This is a genomic window from Bradyrhizobium sp. Pa8 (assembly GCF_052588265.1).
Map to the genome: position 1 here is coordinate 5,306,557 of NZ_CP176767.1, position 20,244 is coordinate 5,326,800.

The 20,244-nt window shown below is 64.1% G+C and carries 20 protein-coding genes; 2 read left to right on the forward strand and 18 right to left on the reverse strand.

The window, feature by feature from the left end; translation table 11 throughout:
• Positions 1–330 precede the first annotated feature (330 nt).
• Entirely contained in the window at positions 331–1,281 is a 951-nt protein-coding gene (locus tag ACKWRH_RS24660) for a transglycosylase SLT domain-containing protein (protein ID WP_445215636.1), read from the forward strand.
• A 310-nt stretch (positions 1,282–1,591) separates the two neighbouring features.
• Here ACKWRH_RS24660 and ACKWRH_RS24665 read toward each other — a convergent pair whose 3' ends face one another.
• From ACKWRH_RS24665 to ACKWRH_RS24690, 6 genes are all read right to left on the reverse strand, one after another.
• Positions 1,592–1,810 (reverse strand): hypothetical protein, encoded by a 219-nt coding sequence (locus tag ACKWRH_RS24665; protein WP_445215637.1) that lies wholly within the window; start codon positions 1,808–1,810, stop codon positions 1,592–1,594.
• 207 nt (positions 1,811–2,017) lie between these two features.
• Positions 2,018–3,070 (reverse strand): ABC transporter ATP-binding protein, encoded by a 1,053-nt coding sequence (locus ACKWRH_RS24670; protein ID WP_445215638.1) that lies wholly within the window; start codon positions 3,068–3,070, stop codon positions 2,018–2,020.
• Complete coding sequence (locus tag ACKWRH_RS24675; protein ID WP_445215639.1) at positions 3,063–4,043, reverse strand: ABC transporter ATP-binding protein; 981 nt, start codon at positions 4,041–4,043, stop codon at positions 3,063–3,065. The genes ACKWRH_RS24670 and ACKWRH_RS24675 overlap by 8 nt, the downstream gene beginning before the upstream one ends.
• On the reverse strand, positions 4,040–4,861 hold the full coding sequence (locus tag ACKWRH_RS24680; RefSeq protein WP_038936568.1) for an ABC transporter permease: 822 nt from the start codon (positions 4,859–4,861) through the stop codon (positions 4,040–4,042). Before ACKWRH_RS24680 ends, ACKWRH_RS24675 begins: the two co-directional genes overlap by 4 nt.
• Positions 4,858–5,781 (reverse strand): ABC transporter permease, encoded by a 924-nt coding sequence (locus ACKWRH_RS24685; RefSeq protein WP_445215640.1) that lies wholly within the window; start codon positions 5,779–5,781, stop codon positions 4,858–4,860. Before ACKWRH_RS24685 ends, ACKWRH_RS24680 begins: the two co-directional genes overlap by 4 nt.
• A gap of 60 nt (positions 5,782–5,841) precedes the next feature.
• On the reverse strand, positions 5,842–7,431 hold the full coding sequence (locus ACKWRH_RS24690) for an ABC transporter substrate-binding protein (RefSeq protein WP_445215641.1): 1,590 nt from the start codon (positions 7,429–7,431) through the stop codon (positions 5,842–5,844).
• Between the two features lie 358 nt (positions 7,432–7,789).
• Between ACKWRH_RS24690 and ACKWRH_RS24695 the strand changes: the two genes are divergently transcribed.
• Positions 7,790–8,524 (forward strand): hypothetical protein, encoded by a 735-nt coding sequence (locus tag ACKWRH_RS24695; RefSeq protein WP_445215642.1) that lies wholly within the window; start codon positions 7,790–7,792, stop codon positions 8,522–8,524.
• A gap of 13 nt (positions 8,525–8,537) precedes the next feature.
• On the opposite strand, the gene mtnK is transcribed toward ACKWRH_RS24695, so the two are convergent.
• The 12 genes from mtnK to nuoI form a co-directional block, all read right to left on the reverse strand.
• Positions 8,538–9,830: an S-methyl-5-thioribose kinase gene (mtnK, locus tag ACKWRH_RS24700; protein ID WP_445215643.1), complete on the reverse strand. Its 1,293-nt coding sequence runs from the start codon at positions 9,828–9,830 to the stop codon at positions 8,538–8,540.
• Positions 9,831–9,918: 88 nt separating this feature from the next.
• Positions 9,919–10,266 (reverse strand): hypothetical protein, encoded by a 348-nt coding sequence (locus ACKWRH_RS24705; RefSeq protein WP_445215644.1) that lies wholly within the window; start codon positions 10,264–10,266, stop codon positions 9,919–9,921.
• A gap of 245 nt (positions 10,267–10,511) precedes the next feature.
• Complete coding sequence (locus ACKWRH_RS24710; protein ID WP_028155944.1) at positions 10,512–10,787, reverse strand: DUF1467 family protein; 276 nt, start codon at positions 10,785–10,787, stop codon at positions 10,512–10,514.
• Between the two features lie 11 nt (positions 10,788–10,798).
• Positions 10,799–11,203 carry a methylmalonyl-CoA epimerase gene (gene mce, locus ACKWRH_RS24715; RefSeq protein ID WP_445215645.1) on the reverse strand — a complete coding sequence of 135 codons (405 nt, stop codon included), beginning with the start codon at positions 11,201–11,203 and terminating at the stop codon, positions 10,799–10,801.
• A 66-nt stretch (positions 11,204–11,269) separates the two neighbouring features.
• Positions 11,270–12,940, reverse strand: a complete 1,671-nt coding sequence (locus ACKWRH_RS24720; RefSeq protein ID WP_445215646.1) for a ribonuclease J — start codon at positions 12,938–12,940, stop codon at positions 11,270–11,272.
• Entirely contained in the window at positions 12,940–13,746 is an 807-nt protein-coding gene (locus tag ACKWRH_RS24725) for a biotin--[acetyl-CoA-carboxylase] ligase (protein WP_445215647.1), read from the reverse strand. Before ACKWRH_RS24725 ends, ACKWRH_RS24720 begins: the two co-directional genes overlap by 1 nt.
• A 1-nt stretch (position 13,747) precedes the next feature.
• Positions 13,748–15,184 (reverse strand): NADH-quinone oxidoreductase subunit NuoN, encoded by a 1,437-nt coding sequence (nuoN, locus tag ACKWRH_RS24730; RefSeq protein WP_445215648.1) that lies wholly within the window; start codon positions 15,182–15,184, stop codon positions 13,748–13,750.
• A gap of 22 nt (positions 15,185–15,206) precedes the next feature.
• The gene (locus ACKWRH_RS24735) at positions 15,207–16,715 is read right to left on the reverse strand and encodes an NADH-quinone oxidoreductase subunit M (protein WP_445215649.1); all 1,509 of its coding nucleotides are present in this window, start codon (positions 16,713–16,715) and stop codon (positions 15,207–15,209) included.
• A complete protein-coding gene (gene nuoL, locus ACKWRH_RS24740) occupies positions 16,716–18,788 on the reverse strand; it encodes an NADH-quinone oxidoreductase subunit L (protein ID WP_445215650.1) in 2,073 nt (690 codons plus the stop codon). It abuts the gene before it with no gap.
• Between the two features lie 8 nt (positions 18,789–18,796).
• Positions 18,797–19,105: an NADH-quinone oxidoreductase subunit NuoK gene (gene nuoK, locus ACKWRH_RS24745; RefSeq protein WP_008547737.1), complete on the reverse strand. Its 309-nt coding sequence runs from the start codon at positions 19,103–19,105 to the stop codon at positions 18,797–18,799.
• The gene (locus tag ACKWRH_RS24750; RefSeq protein WP_445215651.1) at positions 19,102–19,740 is read right to left on the reverse strand and encodes an NADH-quinone oxidoreductase subunit J; all 639 of its coding nucleotides are present in this window, start codon (positions 19,738–19,740) and stop codon (positions 19,102–19,104) included. Before ACKWRH_RS24750 ends, nuoK begins: the two co-directional genes overlap by 4 nt.
• A gap of 9 nt (positions 19,741–19,749) precedes the next feature.
• Positions 19,750–20,238, reverse strand: a complete 489-nt coding sequence (nuoI, locus tag ACKWRH_RS24755) for an NADH-quinone oxidoreductase subunit NuoI (RefSeq protein WP_027529879.1) — start codon at positions 20,236–20,238, stop codon at positions 19,750–19,752.
• Between the last annotated feature and the right edge of the window lie 6 nt (positions 20,239–20,244).

A 20,244-nucleotide genomic window follows, 5' to 3' on the forward strand; every position in this document is an offset into this window, starting at 1 on the left:
GCCTCGTTTAGCGATAGTTGCGCGATATGGCGCCCGTCCTGTTCCTCGGTAGGAGGCGCATCACGACCGCAACTTCCAATTGAGGCGATCTTGGCGACGCGGCCGAGACTGGCCGCACCTGCGCCACAGGTGCGCCCCATTGTCATCCCCTCGCCTCCTTAATCTGCGTGCCAAGTCGGGGACATAAATGGGGGGACCGCGGCCGCGCGGCTGGCGACATTGAAGATTTGGCAAGCAAGCTGGATTGCCGGCGCGCTGACAGCGACTTCGCTTGCCGCGATCTGTGAGATCACGGTACCGCGCCCAAGCATCGCAACGCCGAATGCAAGAGTGGCTGATGCGTTCAGCGGCATCCCGCTGAATGTGACGACGGTCCTGACAAATGCCGGCGCCGCGTTTCCGGCCCCGGCCATCGAGACGAAATTCGATACAGGATTATCAGCTAATGCGATCGTTGCGGCGGGATTCAGCGCCGCGGCGCCTGACTCGGTGCCGCCGTCCGATGTAACCACTTCGCAAGGGCCGATGTTGCAGGTCGCCAGCCTTGAGGCAGCGTCGCCCGAGAACTCGGCAACGCTACAGCAGGACCGTCCGCCCGTTGCTTCGCCCAATCCGGGCGAAGGCAAACCGTCGTATCTCAAATACTACGTCTACTCGGAAATTCCGCCGCCGGAGAAACCGGCGAAGATCGCCTTGTCGGCGTTGCGCGACGTTCCGCTCGGAACGCCCGTCCAGGAGATCGAACGTGCAGCCGAAGCGTTCGGTGTCGATGTCAATTTCATGAAGGCGGTCGCCAAAATCGAATCCGATTTCAATCCCAGGCAACGCACCGGCTCCTATATCGGCCTGTTCCAGCTGAGCAAGTTTGAGTTCAGCAAATACGGATCGGGCGACATCCTCAATCCTCGCGACAACGCTATGGGTGCCGCCTACAAGTTTCTCAGCGAGGCTGCGCTATTCGAAATAATGGCGCAGAAGAAGCCGACCTTTTCCGACCTCTACCTGATCCACCAGCAGGGCTGGGAAGGAGCCGCCCAACACCTCAGCCGTCCGCAGCGAATTGCCTGGAAGTCGATGTGCGCAACCCAGGAGGGCTCGGCGAAGGGCGAGCGATGGTGCAAGCGTGCTATCTGGGGCAACACGCTGCCTGCGGTCAAACGCGAATGGAAGTCGGTCGATAGTCTCACCTCGGGTGCGTTCGTGGCGATGTGGCGGGACCGCGTCGACACGCTCTATGCCCGCTATCCCGTGCTAACTGCGGCGGCCGAACGCTCGAGATAGAACAGCTTGCGACTGCCCACACGCACACCTCTTGGCCCATTCGTTTCGTCGAGAAGCTGTGTCGGCAATCTCGTTTTCCGGCGCCGGGTAGGTTTGCGTTCCGCTTAGAGACTGGGTGGTTGTTCGGCTCCGGCGGCCGGATTGACCCAATACCTCGACCGGTGCCGCTCCGCGGCCCGGACTCTTAGATTATTCACAGGCAATCACGTCGGCTGATGGCCCTTAACGGACCTATGGACGCTGTCGTGGATTTGTCTGCTGCTGACCCAACTGAGACATTGGCGCGAGGCTTCTGTCCCGCGTTTTGTGTTTAGGACCACGGCGGCTCTTCGCTCTTCCCGACCGCCTCGTGGTGGGTCGTGACACCCGCCGAACGCAAGCTGGTCAGCAATACGGTTCTCACAGAGGCCGGATCGAATCCAATATCCTTGGCGTTTGGTGGATGTGCTTCACTGCCCTTCAAGCGGAGCGCCAAGTGCAATTGCTCGCAAAGGTGCTGAACGACGAGATTGACCTGATCGTTAGTCATGATCTGCCTTTCCTGCTACATTTTGCTACCCAACCATGTAGCACACATGAAAATGGGGCGGTACGCGATTGGACCGCGCCAAGGATCAACCCCACGCGATGGCTCATGGGCGGCCCCCAAAAATCGTCCGCCCGTCAGGGCAGACCGGACGTGACTAGCGGGCAGCTAGAGCGACGCTTTTGTCTGCGACGGAGGCGCCTTCCATCCCTAGGGATGCCCGCCCTCGGTCGAAGCCAATTGCGTCTGCCCCGCAATCTCGTCTGCCCGCCAGCACCTCACCGAATGTCCATCGGCGCGCGTTTCCAGCACCGGACCGGGCTCGCGGCGACACGCGGCCTCCGCGTACCGGCAACGCGGGCTGAAGGCGCATCCGTTCGGCGGATTGAGCGGATTGGGGAGATCGCCCCCTGTCGTCGCTAACGGCGCATGGCGCAGCGGATCGGGAATGGCGGCGATCAGGGCTTGCGTGTACGGGTGCGCCGGCCGCTCGAAAATCTCGCGCCAGCCGCCGTTCTCCACGATGCGGCCAAGATACATGACGGCGACGCGGTCGCTCATGTGCTCGACGACGCCGAGGTCGTGGCTGATCATGATGTAGGAGAGACCGAGGGTTTCCTTCAATTCCAGCAGCAGGTTGATGATCTGGGCGCGGATCGAGACGTCGAGCGCCGACACGGGCTCGTCGCAGATGACGATCCTGGGATTGAGGATCAGGGCGCGCGCAATCCCGATGCGCTGGCGCTGGCCGCCGGAGAATTCATGCGGATAGCGGTCGGCCTGTTCCGGCCGCAGGCCGACATGCCGCAGCATCGTCGCAACGCGGTCCTCGATCTCGCTTTTTGCGGTCACGCCATGCACGCGCAGGGGATCTTCCAGCGTGCGGCGGACGGTCTGGCGGGGATTGAGCGAGGCGTAGGGATCCTGAAAGACGATCTGCACGGTGCGGGCAAGCGACTTTCGGTCGCCGGATTGCCTGTTCGTCACCACCTGCCCGTCCAGGACGATGCGGCCGCGCGTCGGCGTCAACAGACCCAGGATCGACAATGCGACCGTCGACTTGCCCGAGCCGGACTCGCCGACAAGGCCGAGGCATTCGCCTCGTCTCAGCCTGAGATCGACGCCGTCGACGGCCCGGAGCACCCGCCGGCTGCGGCCCAGCAGGCCGCCCCCCATCGGAAAATGAACCGCGAGATCCTCGACGCTGAGAATGAGATCGTCGTCCGGCCTCGCTTCACCCTGCATGGCTTGCGGCTCATGCATGGTGGTAACACCGGACGAAACCGCCGGCCTCCAGCAAATCCGTCTGCGGCGCAACCGTGCGGCAGATCTCGGTGGCCTGCGTACAGCGCGGATTGAACCGACAGCCATCCGGGAAATTCGTGATCGCTGGAACCACGCCCGCGATCTCCTTGAGCCTGGTGCGGCCAAGCGCGGCCCGGCTGCCCAGCCGCGGCAGCGAGGCGACCAGGCCCTGCGTATAGGGATGCGAAGGCGCCCGGAAGATATCGGCGGAGCCGCGCTCCTCGACGATGCGGCCGGCATACATGACGGCGACGCGGCGGCAGACATTGGCGACGAGGCCGAGATCGTGGCTGATCATCAGGATCGCCGTCCCCCTCTCGGCGCACAGATTGCGCATCAGCTCGATGATTTCGGCCTGCACGGTCACGTCGAGCGCGGTGGTCGGCTCGTCGGCGATCAGGAGGTCCGGACCGCATGCGAGCGCAATGGCAATCATGACGCGCTGACGCATGCCGCCCGACAGCTGGTGCGGGTAATCGTTGACGCGCCGCTCCGGCGCGGGGACGCGGACGCTCGCCAGCGCCTCGACCGCCAGCTTGTTGGCTTCCCGCCAGCTCTTGCCCTTGTGCAGCACGAACATCTCGGCGATCTGCCGCCCCACCGGCGAGACCGGGTTCAGCGCCGTCATCGGTTCCTGGAAGATCATCGCGATGCGATTGCCGCGCAGCTCCCGCTGCCTGGCCGCGGAAAGGTGCTGGATCTCCCGCCCCTCAAACCGGATCACGCCGCCGCCGATCGACAGCGGCTGCCGCAACAGGCCGATCAAGGCGAGCGCCGTGATGCTCTTGCCGCAGCCGGATTCGCCGACCAGGCCGAATGTCTCGCCTCGGTCGATGCGGAATGAAATGCCCTCGGCCGCCGCGACGCGCTTCGCCCCGTCGTCGAGATCGATGCGCAAATCCTCGACTTCGATCAACGGCGCGCCGGTCATGTCCGCCGGCTCCGCGACTGGGGATCGAGAATGTCGCGCAGGCCGTCGCCGAGCAGGTTCAGGCCGAGCACCGTCAGGAAGATGGCAAGGCCCGGAAAGACCGACAGCCACGGCGCCGTCGTGATCTGCTCGCGAGCATCCGACAACATGCTGCCCCAGCTCGGAAAGGGCGGGCGGACGCCGAGGCCGAGGAACGACAAGGCGGCTTCGGACAGGACCGCGCTGCCCATGCCGAGCGTGCCGATGACGACGATCGGCCCTAACATGTTCGGCAGCAGCTGCGTGACCATGATCCGCAGATCGCCGTAGCCGAGCACGGTCGCCGCCTGCACATAGCCTTGGCTCCTCAGCGACAGCGCCGAAGCCCGTGCGATCCGGCAGGTAAAGGACCAGTTGGTCAGGCCGAGCGCGATCAGGAGGCTCGTGAGGCCAGGGCCAAGCACCGCCATGATGGCGAGTGCGAAGATCAGCGAGGGGATCGCGAGCATCAGATTGGTCAGGCCGTTGACGAAATCGTCCCACCAGCCGCCCCAATAGCCCGCGCTCAGGCCCAGCGCGACGCCGATGACGCTGTTGATGAGCTGCGAGACGATGCCGACGGTCAGGGAGACGCGGGCGCCGTAGACGACGCGGGAGTAGATGTCGCGGCCCTGGTCGTCGGTGCCGAACCACCAGGTCCAGCTCGGAGGCTCCTCCGCGTTCATGAGGTTGGCGTCCAGGACGGGATCGGTGTGCGCCAGCCAGGGCGCGAGCAGGCCGACCAGGATCGCGAGCGCGAACAGCGCGCCACCGATGATGAGATTGGCGCGGAGCTTCATGCGTATCGGATCCTGGGATCGATCACGCCGTAGAGCACATCGATCAGCAGATTGATCGCGAGAAAGGCCAGCACCACCACGAGAATGGAGCCCTGGACGGCGGGAATGTCGCGCTGGAGCACACTGTCGACGAGCAGCGAGCCGATGCCCGGCCAGGAGAACAGTTTCTCGACCACGACCGCCTGCCCCATCAACCCACCGAACTGAAGGCCGACGGTGGTGAGAATGATGACGAGCGCGTTGCGCATCACATGCCACTTCACGACACGGGTCTCGCTCATGCCCTTCGAGCGCGCGGTGCGGACGAAATCGGCGGTCATGATCTCGAGGACGGCTGCGCGCGTCGTCCGGGCAAACAGCGCCATCGGCGAGACGCCGAGCGTCACGGCCGGCAGGAGCAGATATTTCAGCCCTCCATCGCCATAGCCGAAGCTCGGCAGCCAGCCGAGCTTCAACGCAAACAGATACATCAGCACGAGCCCGAGCCAGAATTTGGCGATGGAGAGGCCCGACACCGCCACGACCATTGCGAGCGTATCGACGATGCCCCCCGGTTTCAGCGCTGCAATGAAACCAAGGGGAACACCGATCAAAATCGCAAACGTCATGGCTGCGAAGATGAGCTGGAGCGTCGGCCAAGCCCGTTTGGCGATCATGGTCGTGACAGGCTCGCGGGTCCGGAACGAGGTGCCGAAATCACCGGTTACGAGCTTGGCGATGTAGGCGCCGAAACGCAAATAGAGGGGATCGTCGAGGCCGAGCTGCTTCTTCATGCGCAGCTCGACCTGGGGATCGCTGTCGTCGCTCATGGACGAGACGATGCTGCCGGGAACGACGCTGAACAGGACGAAGACCAACAGCACGACGGCGAGCACGGTCGGAATGGTTTGCAGGAGACGGCGGAGCAGGAACGAGAGCATCCAGGCTTTTCCTCTCTCCCCCCACCGCTCGTCGCGATGGAGGGAGCGCGAGAGCGCGTGTCACTTCGCGGGCGAGGTCTCGTCGACCCAGAGGTCTTCGACGTTCTGATGGGTCAGCTCCGTCGCATTGAGCTGAACGCCCTTGAGCCACGGCTGCACCGCCATGACCGCCTTGTTGTAGTTGAAGAACCAGACCGGCGCTTCCTCATAGAGCAGCGCATTGGCCTTTTGCAGCAGCTCGGTGCGCTTTGCTGGATCGTCGGCCTGCCCTGCCGCATCGATCAGCTTGTCGAAGTCGGCATTCTTGTAGTTCATGTAGTTGCAGGCCGGCTGCGGCGTCGAGGAGTGGAAGCATTTGAGCGCGGCCAGGGGATCCGGGCCGGTCGCCTGGGAATAGATGAAGGCCTGGTAGTCGCCGCTGCGAACCACCTCGGCCAGCACCGCGGTCTCGACCTGCTTGACCTTCGCCTTGATGCCGACCTTGTCCAGCATCGGGATCACGGCCGAGACGATCGGCAGGCCCCAGCTTTCATTCTGGCTGGTGGTCCATTCGAACTCGAAGCCCTGCGGATAGCCGGCCTCCGCGAGCAGCTGCTTGGCCTTGGCGGGATCGTAGGGGTACGGCTTCATCGCCTTGTCGTAGGCTGGAGATGTCAACGGCAGCCAGCTGGTGGCGCGATAGGCTTTGCCCTTGACCAGCTTGTTGATGATCAGGTCGGTATCGATCGCGTAGTTGATCGCCTGCCGGACGCGCTTGTCGGTGAACGGCTTGAACGACGGATTCATGCCCATATAGCGCGTGAAGACCTCGGCGACTTCGACGATGGTGCCCTTGAGGTCGGCGTCGGACTGATAAGCGACGTATTGCGCAGGTCCCAGCACCGAGGTGTCGATCTCCTTGTTGCGGAAGGCGACATCGCGCGCCGCGGCCTCGGCCATGATCGACACGATGACCTTGTCGGCGTAGGGCTTGCCGGGCTTGTAGAACCGGTCCCAGCGCTCCAGAACGATGCGCGATCCCGGCACGTGCTCGACGAATTTGAAGGGACCGAGACCGATCGGCTTCTGGACGAAGCTCTCCTTGGCAGCCTCGTCGGCGGGATAGATCGAGGTCAGCGCGGTGAAGAAGTAGAAGCCCGGATCGACTTTCTCGGTCAGCTTCATTTCGAGGGTGAAGTCGTCGATCTTCTTCAGGCCGGAGATCTCCTTGGCCTGGCCCTTCTCGACCGCGGCCGCGCCCTCGATGACACGGACAAAACGCGCGCCGGGATAGGCCTTGGTGCCGTCCATGATGCGGTTGTAGGACCAGATGACGTCGTCGGCCGTCATCTTGCGGCCGTTGTGGAAATAGGCGTCGTCGCGCAGCTTGAAGGTGTGAACGAGACCGCCGCCCGAGACCACGTCTTCCTTGGCAAGCTCCAGAACCGGCTTGCCCTCCGCGGAATTCCAGACGTAGAGCGACCGGTGCAGCGCCTTGGCGTAGATCTCATCCTGGGCGCGCTGCGTGGTGTGAATGTCGAGGCTCGTGAAACTCGAACCGTAGGGCGCCGTCATGCGGATGGTTCCGCCCTTGCGCGGCGCCTGGGCCTCCGCCGAGGTGGCGAGCGCCAGCCCCAAACCAGCGACGATCGCGATCATCCTGAACATCATGTGTCCCCCAACAACGCAGGCATTCCGATCAGGGATTTGATCATTCGTAGCCCGTCGAACGCAAGCTTCGTTTTGATGGCGACGGGTTCCGGAACGCGGCGCTCGCGAGACCCTCGGAGGTCAGGTTGCGTCCCAGGCGGTGCAAGCCGCCGATTGCGGTGCATCATGAGCGACCAAGAGCAGTGAACATTTTTCGCGATCAACGCGACCAAGCTCAGGATCGTATCTGAGCCCCAGGGATCGCGGAAAAAATGAATCGCGGAACGCTAGGTATCTTGCTCGCGGGCGGACTGGTCGCCGCCACGGCCGGTACAGCGAGGCGGACAGCATCCGGTTCAGCTGGAGTCGCACCACCGGCGTGAACGACTATCTTGACGAAACGTGGTGGGCGGTCCGGCGCCATGACACTCCGGATAATTTCGTCGAACGACTGCTCAGCATCCCCGTCGGAGCGGTCGCACGGGGCGCAGGTGCGGGTTTCGAAGCCAGGGTTTCCCAGGGCACCGGTCTGCCACTGCCCGAGAGCTGGAGCATCGCTACGGCGAAGAATTCGCCGTTCATCACGTCAGTCTACGCCGAGACCCCGCGCGATCTCACGGCTGTGCTCGGCTTCTATCGCGCCGAACTCGACAAGCGTGGCTGGATCGAGACGGTGGTCGAACCGGACCGGGCCGTGATCACCTTCACGACGGCCCGTGGACCGGTCCTGGTCCGGCTTTCCCGTCAGGACGACGGGACAATCGCCGAACTTTCGCTGCGCAAGCCGGGTATCGCGAATGCCGGCCTCCTGCCGAGGCCGAGGCAGGCAAAGCTGATGCTCGGCAACAAATCGGACGAGGCGGCGGTCATCACCGTCGCCGACCAGACCGTCAAGCTGGCGGCGCACGCCGGCGAGAAACTGGCGCACTCCGACTCCGCCGCCGCCGAAATACCGGACAGCCAAAAGATCGATCTGCCGCCCGGCAAGTACAAGGTCACCCTCAAGGTTGAGGGCGGCACGACGCAGAGCCGGGAGTTCGAGGTCGCGGCCAACGAGACCTGGGGTCTGCTGGCCGGCACGGACGGCGTCCTGCTACCGATGCGGCTTTATTGAAGCGCATCGGCCCCTAGCCGGTCGCAAACTCCGGCTGCCAATCGCGCAGTTTTCGCGCTGCGACGGTGACGTCCGAGATGTTCGGAAATGCCCCCGCCTCCACCATCATCGCCCTCGCCAGCCGCACGGCGCGGGCCTCGCTGATCGCGCGCTTCTTCGGGTCCTCGATCAGCTCGAAATCGATGTTGTGGGCCAGGCCGAAGATGCGGCGGAGGGTTTTGGCGGCGGCGAAGCCGACGGTGTCAGTGAACAGCCGCTGCATGTAAGCCTGCCGCTCGGCTCCCAGGCGTGCGGCGCCCTTCTCGCCGGCGAAGAGCGTGACCGGATAGGCATCGCCGGTGGCGCCAGCGCGCCAGAGATCGAGGAACTTACGGGCGAACTCGCTCCAGACCTTCTCGACCATCTCCAGCACCCAGCCCTCGAATTCGCGCCGCTCGCCCGGCGAACGTTCGTGGCCGGCGGAGGCGAAATAGGCCATCAGGAGGTTCGCGAGCACGGCGCCGACGTCGAATCCCATCGGGCCGTAGAACGCGAATTCGGGATCGATCACGCGCGTCTGGCTCTCCGTCACCATGATCGAGCCGGTGTGGAGATCGCCGTGGAGCAGCGCCTCGGGGCTTGCCATGAACTTCAGCTTCAACCGGGAGATCGCGACATGCAGCTCCATGTCATCGCGCAGCTCTGCGGCGAGGTCGTCGAGATAAGGCGCGGTCCAGCGGTTCTGCTCGGCAATGCGGTAGGGATCGGTGAAGATCAGATCCTCGGTGATCTTGCAGAGCGCGTGGTTGCCGGCAAAGGCGGCGATGCCCTGCTTCTTCTCGGCCGCCGACAGGGCGAGGTCGGAGGTGAAGAACAGGGTGCGCGCCATGAAGGTGGTGATGTCGTCCACGAAACCGGGATATTGCGTTGCGGCGACCATCCCCTTGCGCATGATGATGTGGGGCTCGAGCAGCTCCATCACGGTCAACGCCAGTGTCTCGTTGTGGTGCAGCAGGGCCGGCACGAGGCCGGGCGCGAGCTGGGCCTGCTTCGACAAGGCTAGATACTCGTAATGGGCCCGCGACAGCGGCAGCGGCCAGCTCTCGCCGACGAGGCGGACGTAGGGCAGCGCCTGCTTCACGGCGACGCCGCCGTGCGTGCCCTTGACGATGAAGACGAGATTGAGATTGCCGTCGCCCACTTCGGTGATCGGCCAGGTGGCTGGATCGCCGCCCAGAAGCGCCTTCAGGTCCGCCACGCTTGCGAGATAATCCCGCAGCGCCGCCTCATGCAGAATCCGATAGTCCCCCGCCCGCCCCTGCGCCATGACGATCCCACCCCTGGTATTTGAGCATGATCTTATCGGAAAACCGCTTCGCATTTTTCCGGATCATGCTCTTGGCATGGCCGGATCGTTACTCCCGCTCCAGGAAGCTCGAGCCGATCTCGGCCTTTCTTTTGATGGGATCGTAATCACAATAGATGCTGTCCGCCACCAGCGTGTAGCTGGCGCTGACGGTGTATTTGTCCAGTTTGACCGAGTTCAGGCCGATCACCGAGGTGCTCTTGCCCCCGTTCCACTTGAACGGCGTCGAGCTCTTGGCCTGCTCGCAGGCCATCACGGCTTCGTTGAAGACAGAGCCCTCGACGAACGCCTTCAGCGTTCGGACCTGTACGGCCATCTTCCACTCGAAATAGCCGATGGCGCCAAGGCCGGCGACGATCAGCACCAGAAGCGCGACGACGATCCGCTGAAAAGTCATTCGTTCCCCCAATAAAACAAGCACAAAATTCCAAGCAGGACAAAGCACGCGCACGCCTCGTCCTTCGAGACGACCGCTTCGCGGTCTCCTCAGGATGAGGCTAACGGATATCGGTGCCCGTTGAAACTGCTGCCCCGCACCCCGTCCTCATCCTGAGGAGCCCGCCAAAGCCGGGCGTCTCGAAGGATGCGTCGCAGGGAAACCGCTCACGAATACGATAGCCTCCGCTCCAGCGAGCGATAGCTCTAGAACGGCATTCCCATCAATTTGGACAAGCGCTCGATCGAAAGATAGCCGGCATGATAGGCCGCTATGCCGATCCCGTAGATGATCGCCGAGATGATCGTGGTCCAGATCAGCTTGCCTCTCATCCGCGTCAGGATCGGTGCGCCGGGGTCGGTGCCGGGCGCGCCGACGCCGTCCTCGTGCTGGCTGCGCACGCCGAACGGCAGCGTCAGGAACAGCGCGATCCACCAGATGACGAAGTAGATCGCAAGCGCGGTCGATATCTGGATGGCCATGATCCGGCGCCCTACGCCTGCTCGATTTCGACCAGCGCCCCGGAAAAATCCTTCGGGTGCAGGAACAGCACGGGCTTGCCGTGGGCGCCGATCTTCGGCACGCCGTCGCCGAGCACCCGCGCTCCCTCCTTCACCAGGGTGTCGCGCGAGGCGATGATGTCGACGACCTCGTAGCAGATGTGATGGATGCCGCCGTCGGCATTGCGCTCGAGGAACTTCGCGATCGGCGAGGCCTCGCCGAGCGGCTCGATGAACTCGATCTTGGTATTGGGCAGCGTCGCGAACACGGTGGTGACGCCATGCTCGGGCAGCGCGACCGCCTCCGAGATCTGCGCCCCGAACGCCGCGCCATAGATCTTGGCAGCCTTGATGGCGTCCTTTGTGGCGATCGCCACATGGTTGAGCCGGCCCAGCATGTTCTTCTCCCTCAGGGCATGATCCGGAAAAGTGTGAGGCGGTTTTCCGAAAAGATCATGCCCAAATTACACTGTCAGGACGTGTACCAGACAGGGGGGCTTTTTGCCCCAATGTTCGTTGATGACGGCCCGGACAGCGCGTCGCACCGACTCAGCCAGGGCATCCGCATCGCGGCGGCGCGCCTTGGGCAGGCCCTCGATGGTGGAGACCACTGCGTCGAAGACGAGGTCGTCGAAGGGCTCGCCGTCCCGGTTCTTCTCGGGAATGCCGACGAGATCGACCTCGGGATCGTCGGCAAGCTCGCCCTGCTCCGTCATCGCGACCGCGACGAAGGCGCAGCCGGAGAAAGCCATGCGGCGGCGCTCGACCACGGCGCGGGACTTGGAGTCCTCCAAGATCGTGCCGTCCTTGTAGAGACGACCGGAGGGCACCTCGCCGATGATGCCGGGATCGCCCGGGCCAAGCTTGATCAGGTCGCCATTGCGAACGACCAGGACGCGCGGCACGCCGGCGGCGCGCGCGAGCTTGGCATGCTCGTTCAGGTGCAGCGCCTCGCCATGGACGGGGATCAGGAGCTGCGGCTTGGTCCAGGCAATCATGTCGCGCAATTCGTCGCGGCGGGGATGGCCGGAGACGTGGACCAGATGGTCGCGGTCGGTAAGGACCTCGACGCCCTGCAGCACCAGATTGTTGATGATCGAGCCGACGGCCTTCTCGTTGCCCGGGATGGTGCGCGAGGAGAAGATCACGCTGTCGCCGCGGTTGAGCGTGATCTCGGGATGGTCGTCATTGGCGATGCGCGCCAGTGCCGCGCGCGGCTCGCCCTGGCTGCCGGTGCACAGCGCCAGCACCTTGTCCTGCGGAAGATGGCCGTAGACCTCGGGCGAGCGGAAATTCTGCACGCCGTCGAGATAGCCGGTCTCGCGCGCGACCTGCACCACGCGCTCCATGGCACGGCCGACCACGACGACCTCGCGATCGGCAGCCCTGGCCGCGGCGGCGACGGCCTTGATGCGCGCGACGTTGGAGGCGAAGGTCGTCACCGCGACGCGGCCCTTGGCGGCCTTGACCAGATCGATGATGGTTCGCGCGACCTCGGCTTCCGAGGGCGAGCGGCCGTCACGCACGGCATTGGTGGAATCGCCGATCAGGGCGAGCACGCCCTCCTCGCCGAGTTCGCGCAGCCGCTTTTCGTCGGTCGGGCTCCCGAGCGTCGGGGTCGGGTCGATCTTCCAGTCGCCGGTGTGCAGCACCGTGCCGGCGTCAGTGTGGATCGCCAGCGCGTGCGCCTCAGGAATCGAATGCGCGACGGGAATGAACTCGACGTTGAACGGGCCGATATCGACGCGGCCGCCCGACGCCACCACCGTCACCGGGATTTTCGGCGCGTTGCGCTCGGCGGCGCATTTGGCCTCGAACAGCGCCGCACTGAACTGCGTGGCATAGATCGGGCATTTCAGCTTCGGCCAGAGGTCGATGATGGCGCCGAAATGGTCCTCATGGGCGTGGGTGAGCACCAGGCCCATCAGATTCTTGCGTTCCTTCTCCAGGAAGCTGATGTCGGGCATGATCAGGTCGATGCCCGGCAGATGCTCCTCGTCGCCGAAGGAGACGCCGAGATCGACCGCCAGCCAAGCGCGCTGCTGGCGGTTGCCGAGGCCGTAGATCGACAAATTCATGCCGATCTCGCCGACGCCGCCGAGCGGCGCAAATACCAGTTCGTCAGGCCGTGCCATCACGCAGCTCCCACGGAGGCGGCCGAGCCGAAGAACACCTCGCCGGCCGCCACCGGCAGGCGTCGGCCGTCAACGGTGCGGACGATCAGGCAGCCGGTGTCGTCGATGGTGTCGAAAATGCCTTCCAGCGTCATCGTTCCTGTGTTGATCGCGACCCGTTCGCCGAGGCCGCAGGCGCGCTCCAGCCAGAGCTTGCGGATCTCCGCAAAGCCGCGGCCATTGTCCCAGATGCCGAGGAACTCGACCCAGGCGTCGGACAGCGCCGAGAACAGCTCTTCCGCGCTGATCTGGACGCCGAGTGCGGCCAGCGAAACGGCCGGTGTCGGCGTCCCCTCCGGCGCCGCCACGACGTTGGTACCGATGCCGACGACGACGGCGAGACGATCGCCGATAGCCTCGGCTTCGAGGCCAATGCCGACCAGCTTCTTGCCGCCCGCGAGGACGTCATTCGGCCATTTCAGGGCGTATCTGGGCCGGTCGGGACCAAGCCGCAATGCGGCCTCGAGGCTGACCTTCTCCAGGGCAGCCTCTTCCGCAAGCCCCGCCGCAAACCCGATGGTGGCGGCAACCGCAGGCGCAATTTCCAGGACCTCGAGGACGCTGGCGGCGAGATTGCCCTTTGGCGCGATCCAGGCGCGCTGGCGGCGGCCGCGGCCGGCGGTCTGGTCCGACGTCACGAACCACATCGGGCCGCGTTCGCCGGCCCGTGCGTGCTCGATCGCGTCGGTGTTGGTCGAGCCGGTCCGTTCGAAAGCTGCGAGCTTGTAGCCCGCCGAGAGTGCGCGAGGACCGAGCGCGAACCCCATCCTAAAACAGCGACTTTGCCGCTGCGGAGGCGACGCTCACCACCGGGCCCGCGAACAGCGCGAACAGGATGTTGAACAGGCCCGCGACCGCCAGCACCGTCTTCACCTCGACGCGCACCGGATCGACCTGGCCGGCCGGCTCGTCGAAATACATCGTCTTAACGATGCTGAGGTAGTAGTAGGCTCCCACCACGCTGGTCAGCACGCCGATGACGGCGAGCGTGAACAGGTTCGCCTTGATGGCGGCGACGAAGACGTACCATTTGGCAAAGAAGCCGGCGAGCGGCGGGATGCCGGCGAGCGAGAACAGCAGCATCGCGAACATGAAGGCGAGCAGCGGATTGGTCCGCGACAGGCCGGCGAAATCGCTGATCTGCTCCACGGCCTGGCCGTTGCGCTTCATCGCGAGGATGATAGAGAACGAGCCGAGCGTCATCGCCACATAGATCACGATGTACATCAAGACGCCCTGCGCGCCCTCGACCGTGCCGGAGGCGAGGCCGACCAGGGCAAAGCCCATGTGGCCGATCGAGGAATAGGCCATCAGGCGCTTGATGTTGGTCTGGCCGATCGCGGCGAAAGAGCCGAGCGCCATCGAGGCGATCGCCACGAACACCAGGATCTGCTGCCACTGCGAGACGATGCCGGGGAACGCGGTCAGCGTGACGCGGGTGAAGACGGCGAGCGCGGCCACCTTCGGCGCCGAGGCGAAGAAGGCGGTCACCGGCGTCGGGGCGCCCTCGTAGACGTCAGGCGTCCACATGTGGAACGGCACAGCCGAGACCTTGAAGCACAGGCCGGCGAGCAGGAAGACGAGGCCGAACACCAGGCCGATATTCGAGACCGTCGCGGCTGCCGCGATGCCGGTAAAGCTGACCGTGCCGGTGAAGCCGTAGACCAGCGAGGAGCCGTACAGCAGCATGCCCGATGACAGCGCGCCGAGCACGAAGTACTTCAGGCCGGCTTCGGTCGACTTGGCGTTGTCGCGGTTCGAGGCCGCCACGACATAGAGCGCGAGCGACATCAGCTCGAGGCCGAGATAGAGCGAGATCAAATCGCCGGCCGAGATCAGCACCATCATGCCGAGCGTCGAGAGCAGCACCAGGATCGCGTATTCGAAGATCCGGCGCGACGGGTCCGACAGGAACTCGGTCGACAGCACCAGCGTCACCGCCGAGCCGATCAGGGCCAGGATCTTCATGAAGCGGGCAAAATCGTCGACGATGAAGCTGCCGCCGAAGGTGACGTGCTTGCCCGCGGGCTGCGCGTAGACGAGCACGCCGACCACGACCAGCAGCAGGACCGCAAGCGTCGTGACGGTCTTGGTGGTCCCCTGCCCGCGATAGGCCCCCAGCATCAAGAGTGCCATCGCGCCGACCGCGAGCACAATCTCGGGCAGCACCGGCGCCAGTTGATAACCTGCAGTCTCAAAGCTCATGGCGATATCCTGACCTGCCCGATCACTGGAGCAGTGCGGCGGCCTTCACGGCCGTCACAGCGGTGTTGTAATTGTTGACGAGTTGCTGGACCGAGACGGCCGACATATCGAGCACCGGCTTCGGATAGACGCCGAACAGGATCGTCAGCGCGATCAGCGGGAACAGCGTCACGCACTCGCGGAAAGTGAGATCCTTCATGCTCGTCAGCGACGGCTTGACCAGCGCCCCGAACACGACCTTGCGGTAGAGCCACAGCGCATAGCCCGCCGACAGGATCACGCCTGTCGTGGCGAAGAACGCGGTCGGGATCGAGACCTTGAAGGTGCCGAGCAGTGTCATGAACTCGCCGACGAAGCCGGAGGTACCGGGCAGACCGACATTGGCCATGGTGAAGACCATGAAGGTCAGCGCGTAGAGCGGCATCCGGTTGACGAGGCCGCCATAAGCCGCGATCTCGCGGGTGTGCAGGCGGTCGTAGACGATGCCGACGCAGAGGAACAGCGCGCCGGAGACGATGCCGTGCGAGATCATCTGGAACATGCCGCCGGCGACGCCCTGCATGGTGCCGGCAAAGATGCCCATGGTGACGAAGCCCATATGCGCCACTGACGAGTACGCGATCAGCTTCTTCATGTCCTCCTGCATCAGGGCGACCAGCGAGGTGTAGATGATGGCGATGGCCGAGAGCGTGAAGATCAGCGGGGCGAAGTCGTGCGAGGCCAGGGGGAACATCGGCAGCGAGAAGCGCAGGAAGCCGTAGCCGCCCATCTTCAGCAGGATCGCAGCCAGCACCACCGAGCCCGCGGTCGGCGCCTCGACGTGGGCGTCGGGGAGCCAGGTGTGCACCGGCCACATCGGCATCTTCACCGCGAACGAGGCGAAGAAGGCGAGCCACGCCCAGGTCTGCAGCGACCGCGGCACGGCGGTGTGCATCAGGGTCGGGATGTCGGTGGTGCCGCCGTTCCAGTACAGCGCCATGATGGCGAGCAGCATCAGCACCGAGCCGAGCAGCGTGTAGAGGAAGAACTTGAACGACGCGTAGACCCGGCGCGGACCGCCCCAGACGCCGATGATCAGGAACATCGGGATCAGGCCGCCCTCGAAGAACAGGTAGAACAGCACGAGATCGAGCGCCGAGAAGGTGCCGATCATCAGCGTTTCCAGGATCAGGAACGCCATCATGTATTCGCGGACGCGGTTGGTGATCGCCTTCCAGCTCGCGATGATGCAGAACGGCATGATGGCGGTGGTCAGGATCACCAGCGGCAGCGAGATGCCGTCGACACCCATGTGGTAGGTGATGCCGGTGGCGAGCCAGTTCGCCTTCTCGACGAACTGGAAGTCGGCGCTCGACGGATCGAAGCGCATCACCAGGATCACCGACACCGCGAAGGTGATCAGCGTGGTCCACAGCGCGATCCAGCGCGCATTGCGCCGGGCCGCCTCGTCATCGCCGCGGCTGAGATAGACGATCAGCGCGCCAACAAGCGGCAGGAACGTCGTGACCGAAAGGATTGGCCAGGTTGTCATTTACTGGCCTCCAAAGCCGAACATGAACCAGGTGATCAGGCCGGCGGCGCCGATCAGCATGGCGAACGCGTAGTGATAGAGATAGCCGGTCTGGATCTTGACGACGTTGCGGGTGACGTCCAGCACGCGGGCCGAGATACCGTCGGGGCCGAGGCCGTCGATGATGAAGCCATCGCCCTTCTTCCAGAGCTGATAGCCGATCCACTTCGCCGGACGGACGAAGATGAGATCGTAGAGCTCGTCGAAATACCATTTGTTGAGCAGGAACTGGTACAGCATCGGCTGGGTGTTCGCGAGCTCGACCGGCAGATAGGGCCGGCGGATGTAGAACAGGTACGACACCAGGAAGCCCAGCACCATCATCACCGTCGGCAGGAAGGCGATGGTCTCGGGGATGTGGTGCATCTCCTCGATGATGTGCGGGTTCATCTTCACGGACTCGCGGAAGAACTCCTCGACGCCGTGACCGGCGAACAGCTCCTTGAACGGGAAGCCCGCGACGATCGAGCCGACCGCGAGAACGCCGATCGGGATCAGTATCCAGAGCGGAGCCTCATGCGCGGCCTCGTAGTGATGCTCGTCATGGGGCTCGCCGTGGAAGGTCTTGAAGATCAGGCGCCAGGAGTAGAACGAGGTCAGGCCGGCGGCGACGACCGTCATCAGGAAGCCGTACATCGCGAACGGATTATGCGAGGCGTAGGCGGACTCGATGATGGCGTCCTTGGAGAAATAGCCCGCCGTGAGCGGGAAGCCCGTGAGCGCCAGCGTGCCGATCACCATCACCGCATAGGTGTAGGGGATCTTGCGCCAGAGGCCGCCCATGTTGCGGATGTCCTGCTCGTGGTGCATCGCGTAGATCACCGAGCCGGAACCCAAGAACAGCAGCGCCTTGAAGAAGGCGTGCGTGAACAGGTGGAACATGCCGACCGAATAGGCCCCTGCTCCCATCGCCACGAACATGTAGCCGAGCTGCGAACAGGTCGAGTACGCGACGATGCGCTTGATGTCGTTCTGGACGAGGCCGATCGTGGCGGCGAAGAACGCCGTGGTGGCGCCGAAGAACATCACGACGGCCTGCGCGTTCGGGGCGAGCTCGAACAGCGGCGACAGGCGCGCCACCATGAACACGCCGGCGGTGACCATGGTCGCGGCGTGGATCAGCGCGGAGACCGGGGTCGGGCCTTCCATCGCGTCCGGCAACCAGGTGTGCAGCAGGAACTGCGCCGACTTGCCCATCGCGCCCATGAACAGCAGGAGGCAGGTCAGGGTCAGCGCGTCGGCATGCCAGCCGAGGAAGTCGATGGTCTTGCCGGTCAGGCTCGGCGCCTGGTGGAAGATGGTCTCGAAATCGGTCGAGGCAGTCAGCATGAAGATCGCGAAAATGCCGAGCGCGAAGCCGAAATCGCCGACGCGGTTGACCACGAAGGCCTTGATCGCCGCCGCGTTCGCCGACGGCTTCTGATACCAGAAGCCGATCAGCAGGTAGCTCGCCAGACCGACGCCTTCCCAGCCGAAGAACAGCTGCACCAGGTTGTCGGCCGTCACCAGCATCAGCATGGCGAACGTGAACAGCGAGAGATAGCCGAAGAAGCGCGGCCGATACGGATCCTCGTCCATATAGCCGATGGAATAGAGGTGCACGAGCGAGGACACGGTCGTCACCACCACCAGCATGACAGCGGTGAGCGTGTCGACCCGCAGCGCCCAGTAGACCTGGAGGTCGCCGGAGAGGATCCAGGGCAACAGCGGAATGCGCATGTCGTGATGCATGAAGCCGACATCGACCAGCGTCATCCAGGACAGCGCCGCCGAGACGAACAGCAGCGCGGTCGTGATCAGCTCGGCACCGCGCGAGCCCGCGGCCGGCGGCTCGACCGGGCCGTGGTCGTCATGCGCGTGATCGTCGTGGCCATGATCATCATGGGCGACCGCCGCGTGGGCGTCGCCGTGCCCATGGTCACCGTGATGCTCGACCTCGTCACCCGAGGGGTTGCGGGCATGCGCGCCGAACAGCGCGATCAGGCCAGCAAGGATGGCGCCCAGCAGAGGCAGAAAGACAATCGCCTGAACCATGACTGAGCTCAGCCCTTCATCAGATTGACGTCCTCAACCGCGATCGAGCCGCGGTTGCGGAAATAGACTACCAGGATGGCGAGACCGATCGCGGCTTCCGCAGCCGCAACAGTCAGCACCAGCAACGCGAAGACCTGGCCGACGATGTCGCCGAGGAACGTCGAGAATGCCACGAGGTTGATGTTGACCGAGAGCAGGATCAGCTCGATCGACATCAGGATGACGATGATGTTCTTGCGGTTCAGGAAGATGCCCAGGATCCCGAGCGTGAACAGGATCGCGCCGACCGCCAGATAATGTCCGAGCCCGATCGTCATTTCACCCACTCCGCCGCGTCGCTGTCCTGGAGCCCCTGCCCCGACGCCACCTTGCGCATCGCCATCGCCATTTCGGGCGTGCGTGCATTCTGAACGTTGATGTCCTGCCGCTTCACGTTCGCCTTGTGGCGCAGCGTCAGCACGATGGCGCCGATCATGGCGACCAGCAGCACCATGCCCGAGAGCTGGAAGTAGTGGATGTACTTCGTATAGAGCACGAGCCCGAGCGCCTCGGTGTTGCTGACATTGGTCGGGATCGCCGCCGTGATCGTCTTGGAGACGCCGGGGTTGATGACCCAGAAGCCGACGGTGAGCAGCAGCTCGAACAGGAAGATGCCGCCGATAACGAGGCCCACCGGCAGGTACTCGATGAAGCCCTCGCGCAGCTCGAGGAAGTCGACGTCGAGCATCATGATCACGAACAGGAACAGCACCGCGACGGCGCCGACATAGACGACGATCAGGATCATCGCGAGGAATTCGGCGCCCATCAGCACGAACAGGCCGGAGGCGTTGACGAAGGCCAGGATCAGGTACAGCACGGAGTGTACGGGATTGCGCGAGACAATCACCATCACCGCCGAGGCGACGCAGACGCCGGCGAAGAGATAGAAGAACAGCGCGGGAAGGATCATGCTCTCATCTCACCGGTACGGCGCGTCGAGCTCGATCGCTTTCGCGATCTCGCGTTCCCAGCGGTCGCCATTGGCGAGCAGCTTGGCCTTGTCATAGAACAGTTCCTCACGGGTCTCGGTCGCGAACTCGAAGTTCGGACCTTCGACGATGGCGTCGACCGGACAGGCCTCCTGGCAGAGGCCGCAATAGATGCACTTCACCATGTCGATGTCGTAGCGCACGGTGCGGCGGGTGCCGTCGTTGCGGCGCGGGCCGGCCTCGATGGTGATGGCCTGCGCCGGGCAAATGGCTTCGCACAGCTTGCAGGCGATGCAGCGCTCTTCGCCGTTCGGATAGCGGCGCAGCGCATGCTCGCCGCGGAAGCGCGGCGAGATCGGGCCCTTCTCGAAGGGATAGTTCAGCGTCGGCTTCGGCTGGAAGAAATAGCGCATGGCGAGGAAGAACGCCGAGACGAATTCCGACAGCAGGAGCGAGCGTGCGGTGGCGTTGATGTTGATACCCAT

What these genes read in the sequence shown, in the direction of transcription:
- ACKWRH_RS24705 (WP_445215644.1), bottom strand. Translation starts at nt 10,266, where the DNA reads ATGACTTTTCAGCGGATCGTCGTCGCGCTTCTGGTGCTGATCGTCGCC.
- nuoK (WP_008547737.1), bottom strand. Translation starts at nt 19,105, where the DNA reads ATGACGATCGGGCTCGGACATTATCTGGCGGTCGGCGCGATCCTGTTC.
- ACKWRH_RS24735 (WP_445215649.1), bottom strand. Translation starts at nt 16,715, where the DNA reads ATGACAACCTGGCCAATCCTTTCGGTCACGACGTTCCTGCCGCTTGTT.
- ACKWRH_RS24710 (WP_028155944.1), bottom strand. Translation starts at nt 10,787, where the DNA reads ATGGCCATCCAGATATCGACCGCGCTTGCGATCTACTTCGTCATCTGG.
- ACKWRH_RS24685 (WP_445215640.1), bottom strand. Translation starts at nt 5,781, where the DNA reads ATGCTCTCGTTCCTGCTCCGCCGTCTCCTGCAAACCATTCCGACCGTG.
- nuoL (WP_445215650.1), bottom strand. Translation starts at nt 18,788, where the DNA reads ATGGTTCAGGCGATTGTCTTTCTGCCTCTGCTGGGCGCCATCCTTGCT.
- ACKWRH_RS24720 (WP_445215646.1), bottom strand. Translation starts at nt 12,940, where the DNA reads ATGGCACGGCCTGACGAACTGGTATTTGCGCCGCTCGGCGGCGTCGGC.
- ACKWRH_RS24750 (WP_445215651.1), bottom strand. Translation starts at nt 19,740, where the DNA reads ATGATCCTTCCCGCGCTGTTCTTCTATCTCTTCGCCGGCGTCTGCGTC.
- ACKWRH_RS24680 (WP_038936568.1), bottom strand. Translation starts at nt 4,861, where the DNA reads ATGAAGCTCCGCGCCAATCTCATCATCGGTGGCGCGCTGTTCGCGCTC.
- ACKWRH_RS24690 (WP_445215641.1), bottom strand. Translation starts at nt 7,431, where the DNA reads ATGATGTTCAGGATGATCGCGATCGTCGCTGGTTTGGGGCTGGCGCTC.
- nuoN (WP_445215648.1), bottom strand. Translation starts at nt 15,184, where the DNA reads ATGAGCTTTGAGACTGCAGGTTATCAACTGGCGCCGGTGCTGCCCGAG.
- ACKWRH_RS24665 (WP_445215637.1), bottom strand. Translation starts at nt 1,810, where the DNA reads ATGACTAACGATCAGGTCAATCTCGTCGTTCAGCACCTTTGCGAGCAA.
- ACKWRH_RS24675 (WP_445215639.1), bottom strand. Translation starts at nt 4,043, where the DNA reads ATGACCGGCGCGCCGTTGATCGAAGTCGAGGATTTGCGCATCGATCTC.
- mce (WP_445215645.1), bottom strand. Translation starts at nt 11,203, where the DNA reads ATGCTGGGCCGGCTCAACCATGTGGCGATCGCCACAAAGGACGCCATC.
- mtnK (WP_445215643.1), bottom strand. Translation starts at nt 9,830, where the DNA reads ATGGCGCAGGGGCGGGCGGGGGACTATCGGATTCTGCATGAGGCGGCG.
- ACKWRH_RS24670 (WP_445215638.1), bottom strand. Translation starts at nt 3,070, where the DNA reads ATGCATGAGCCGCAAGCCATGCAGGGTGAAGCGAGGCCGGACGACGAT.
- ACKWRH_RS24725 (WP_445215647.1), bottom strand. Translation starts at nt 13,746, where the DNA reads ATGGGGTTCGCGCTCGGTCCTCGCGCACTCTCGGCGGGCTACAAGCTC.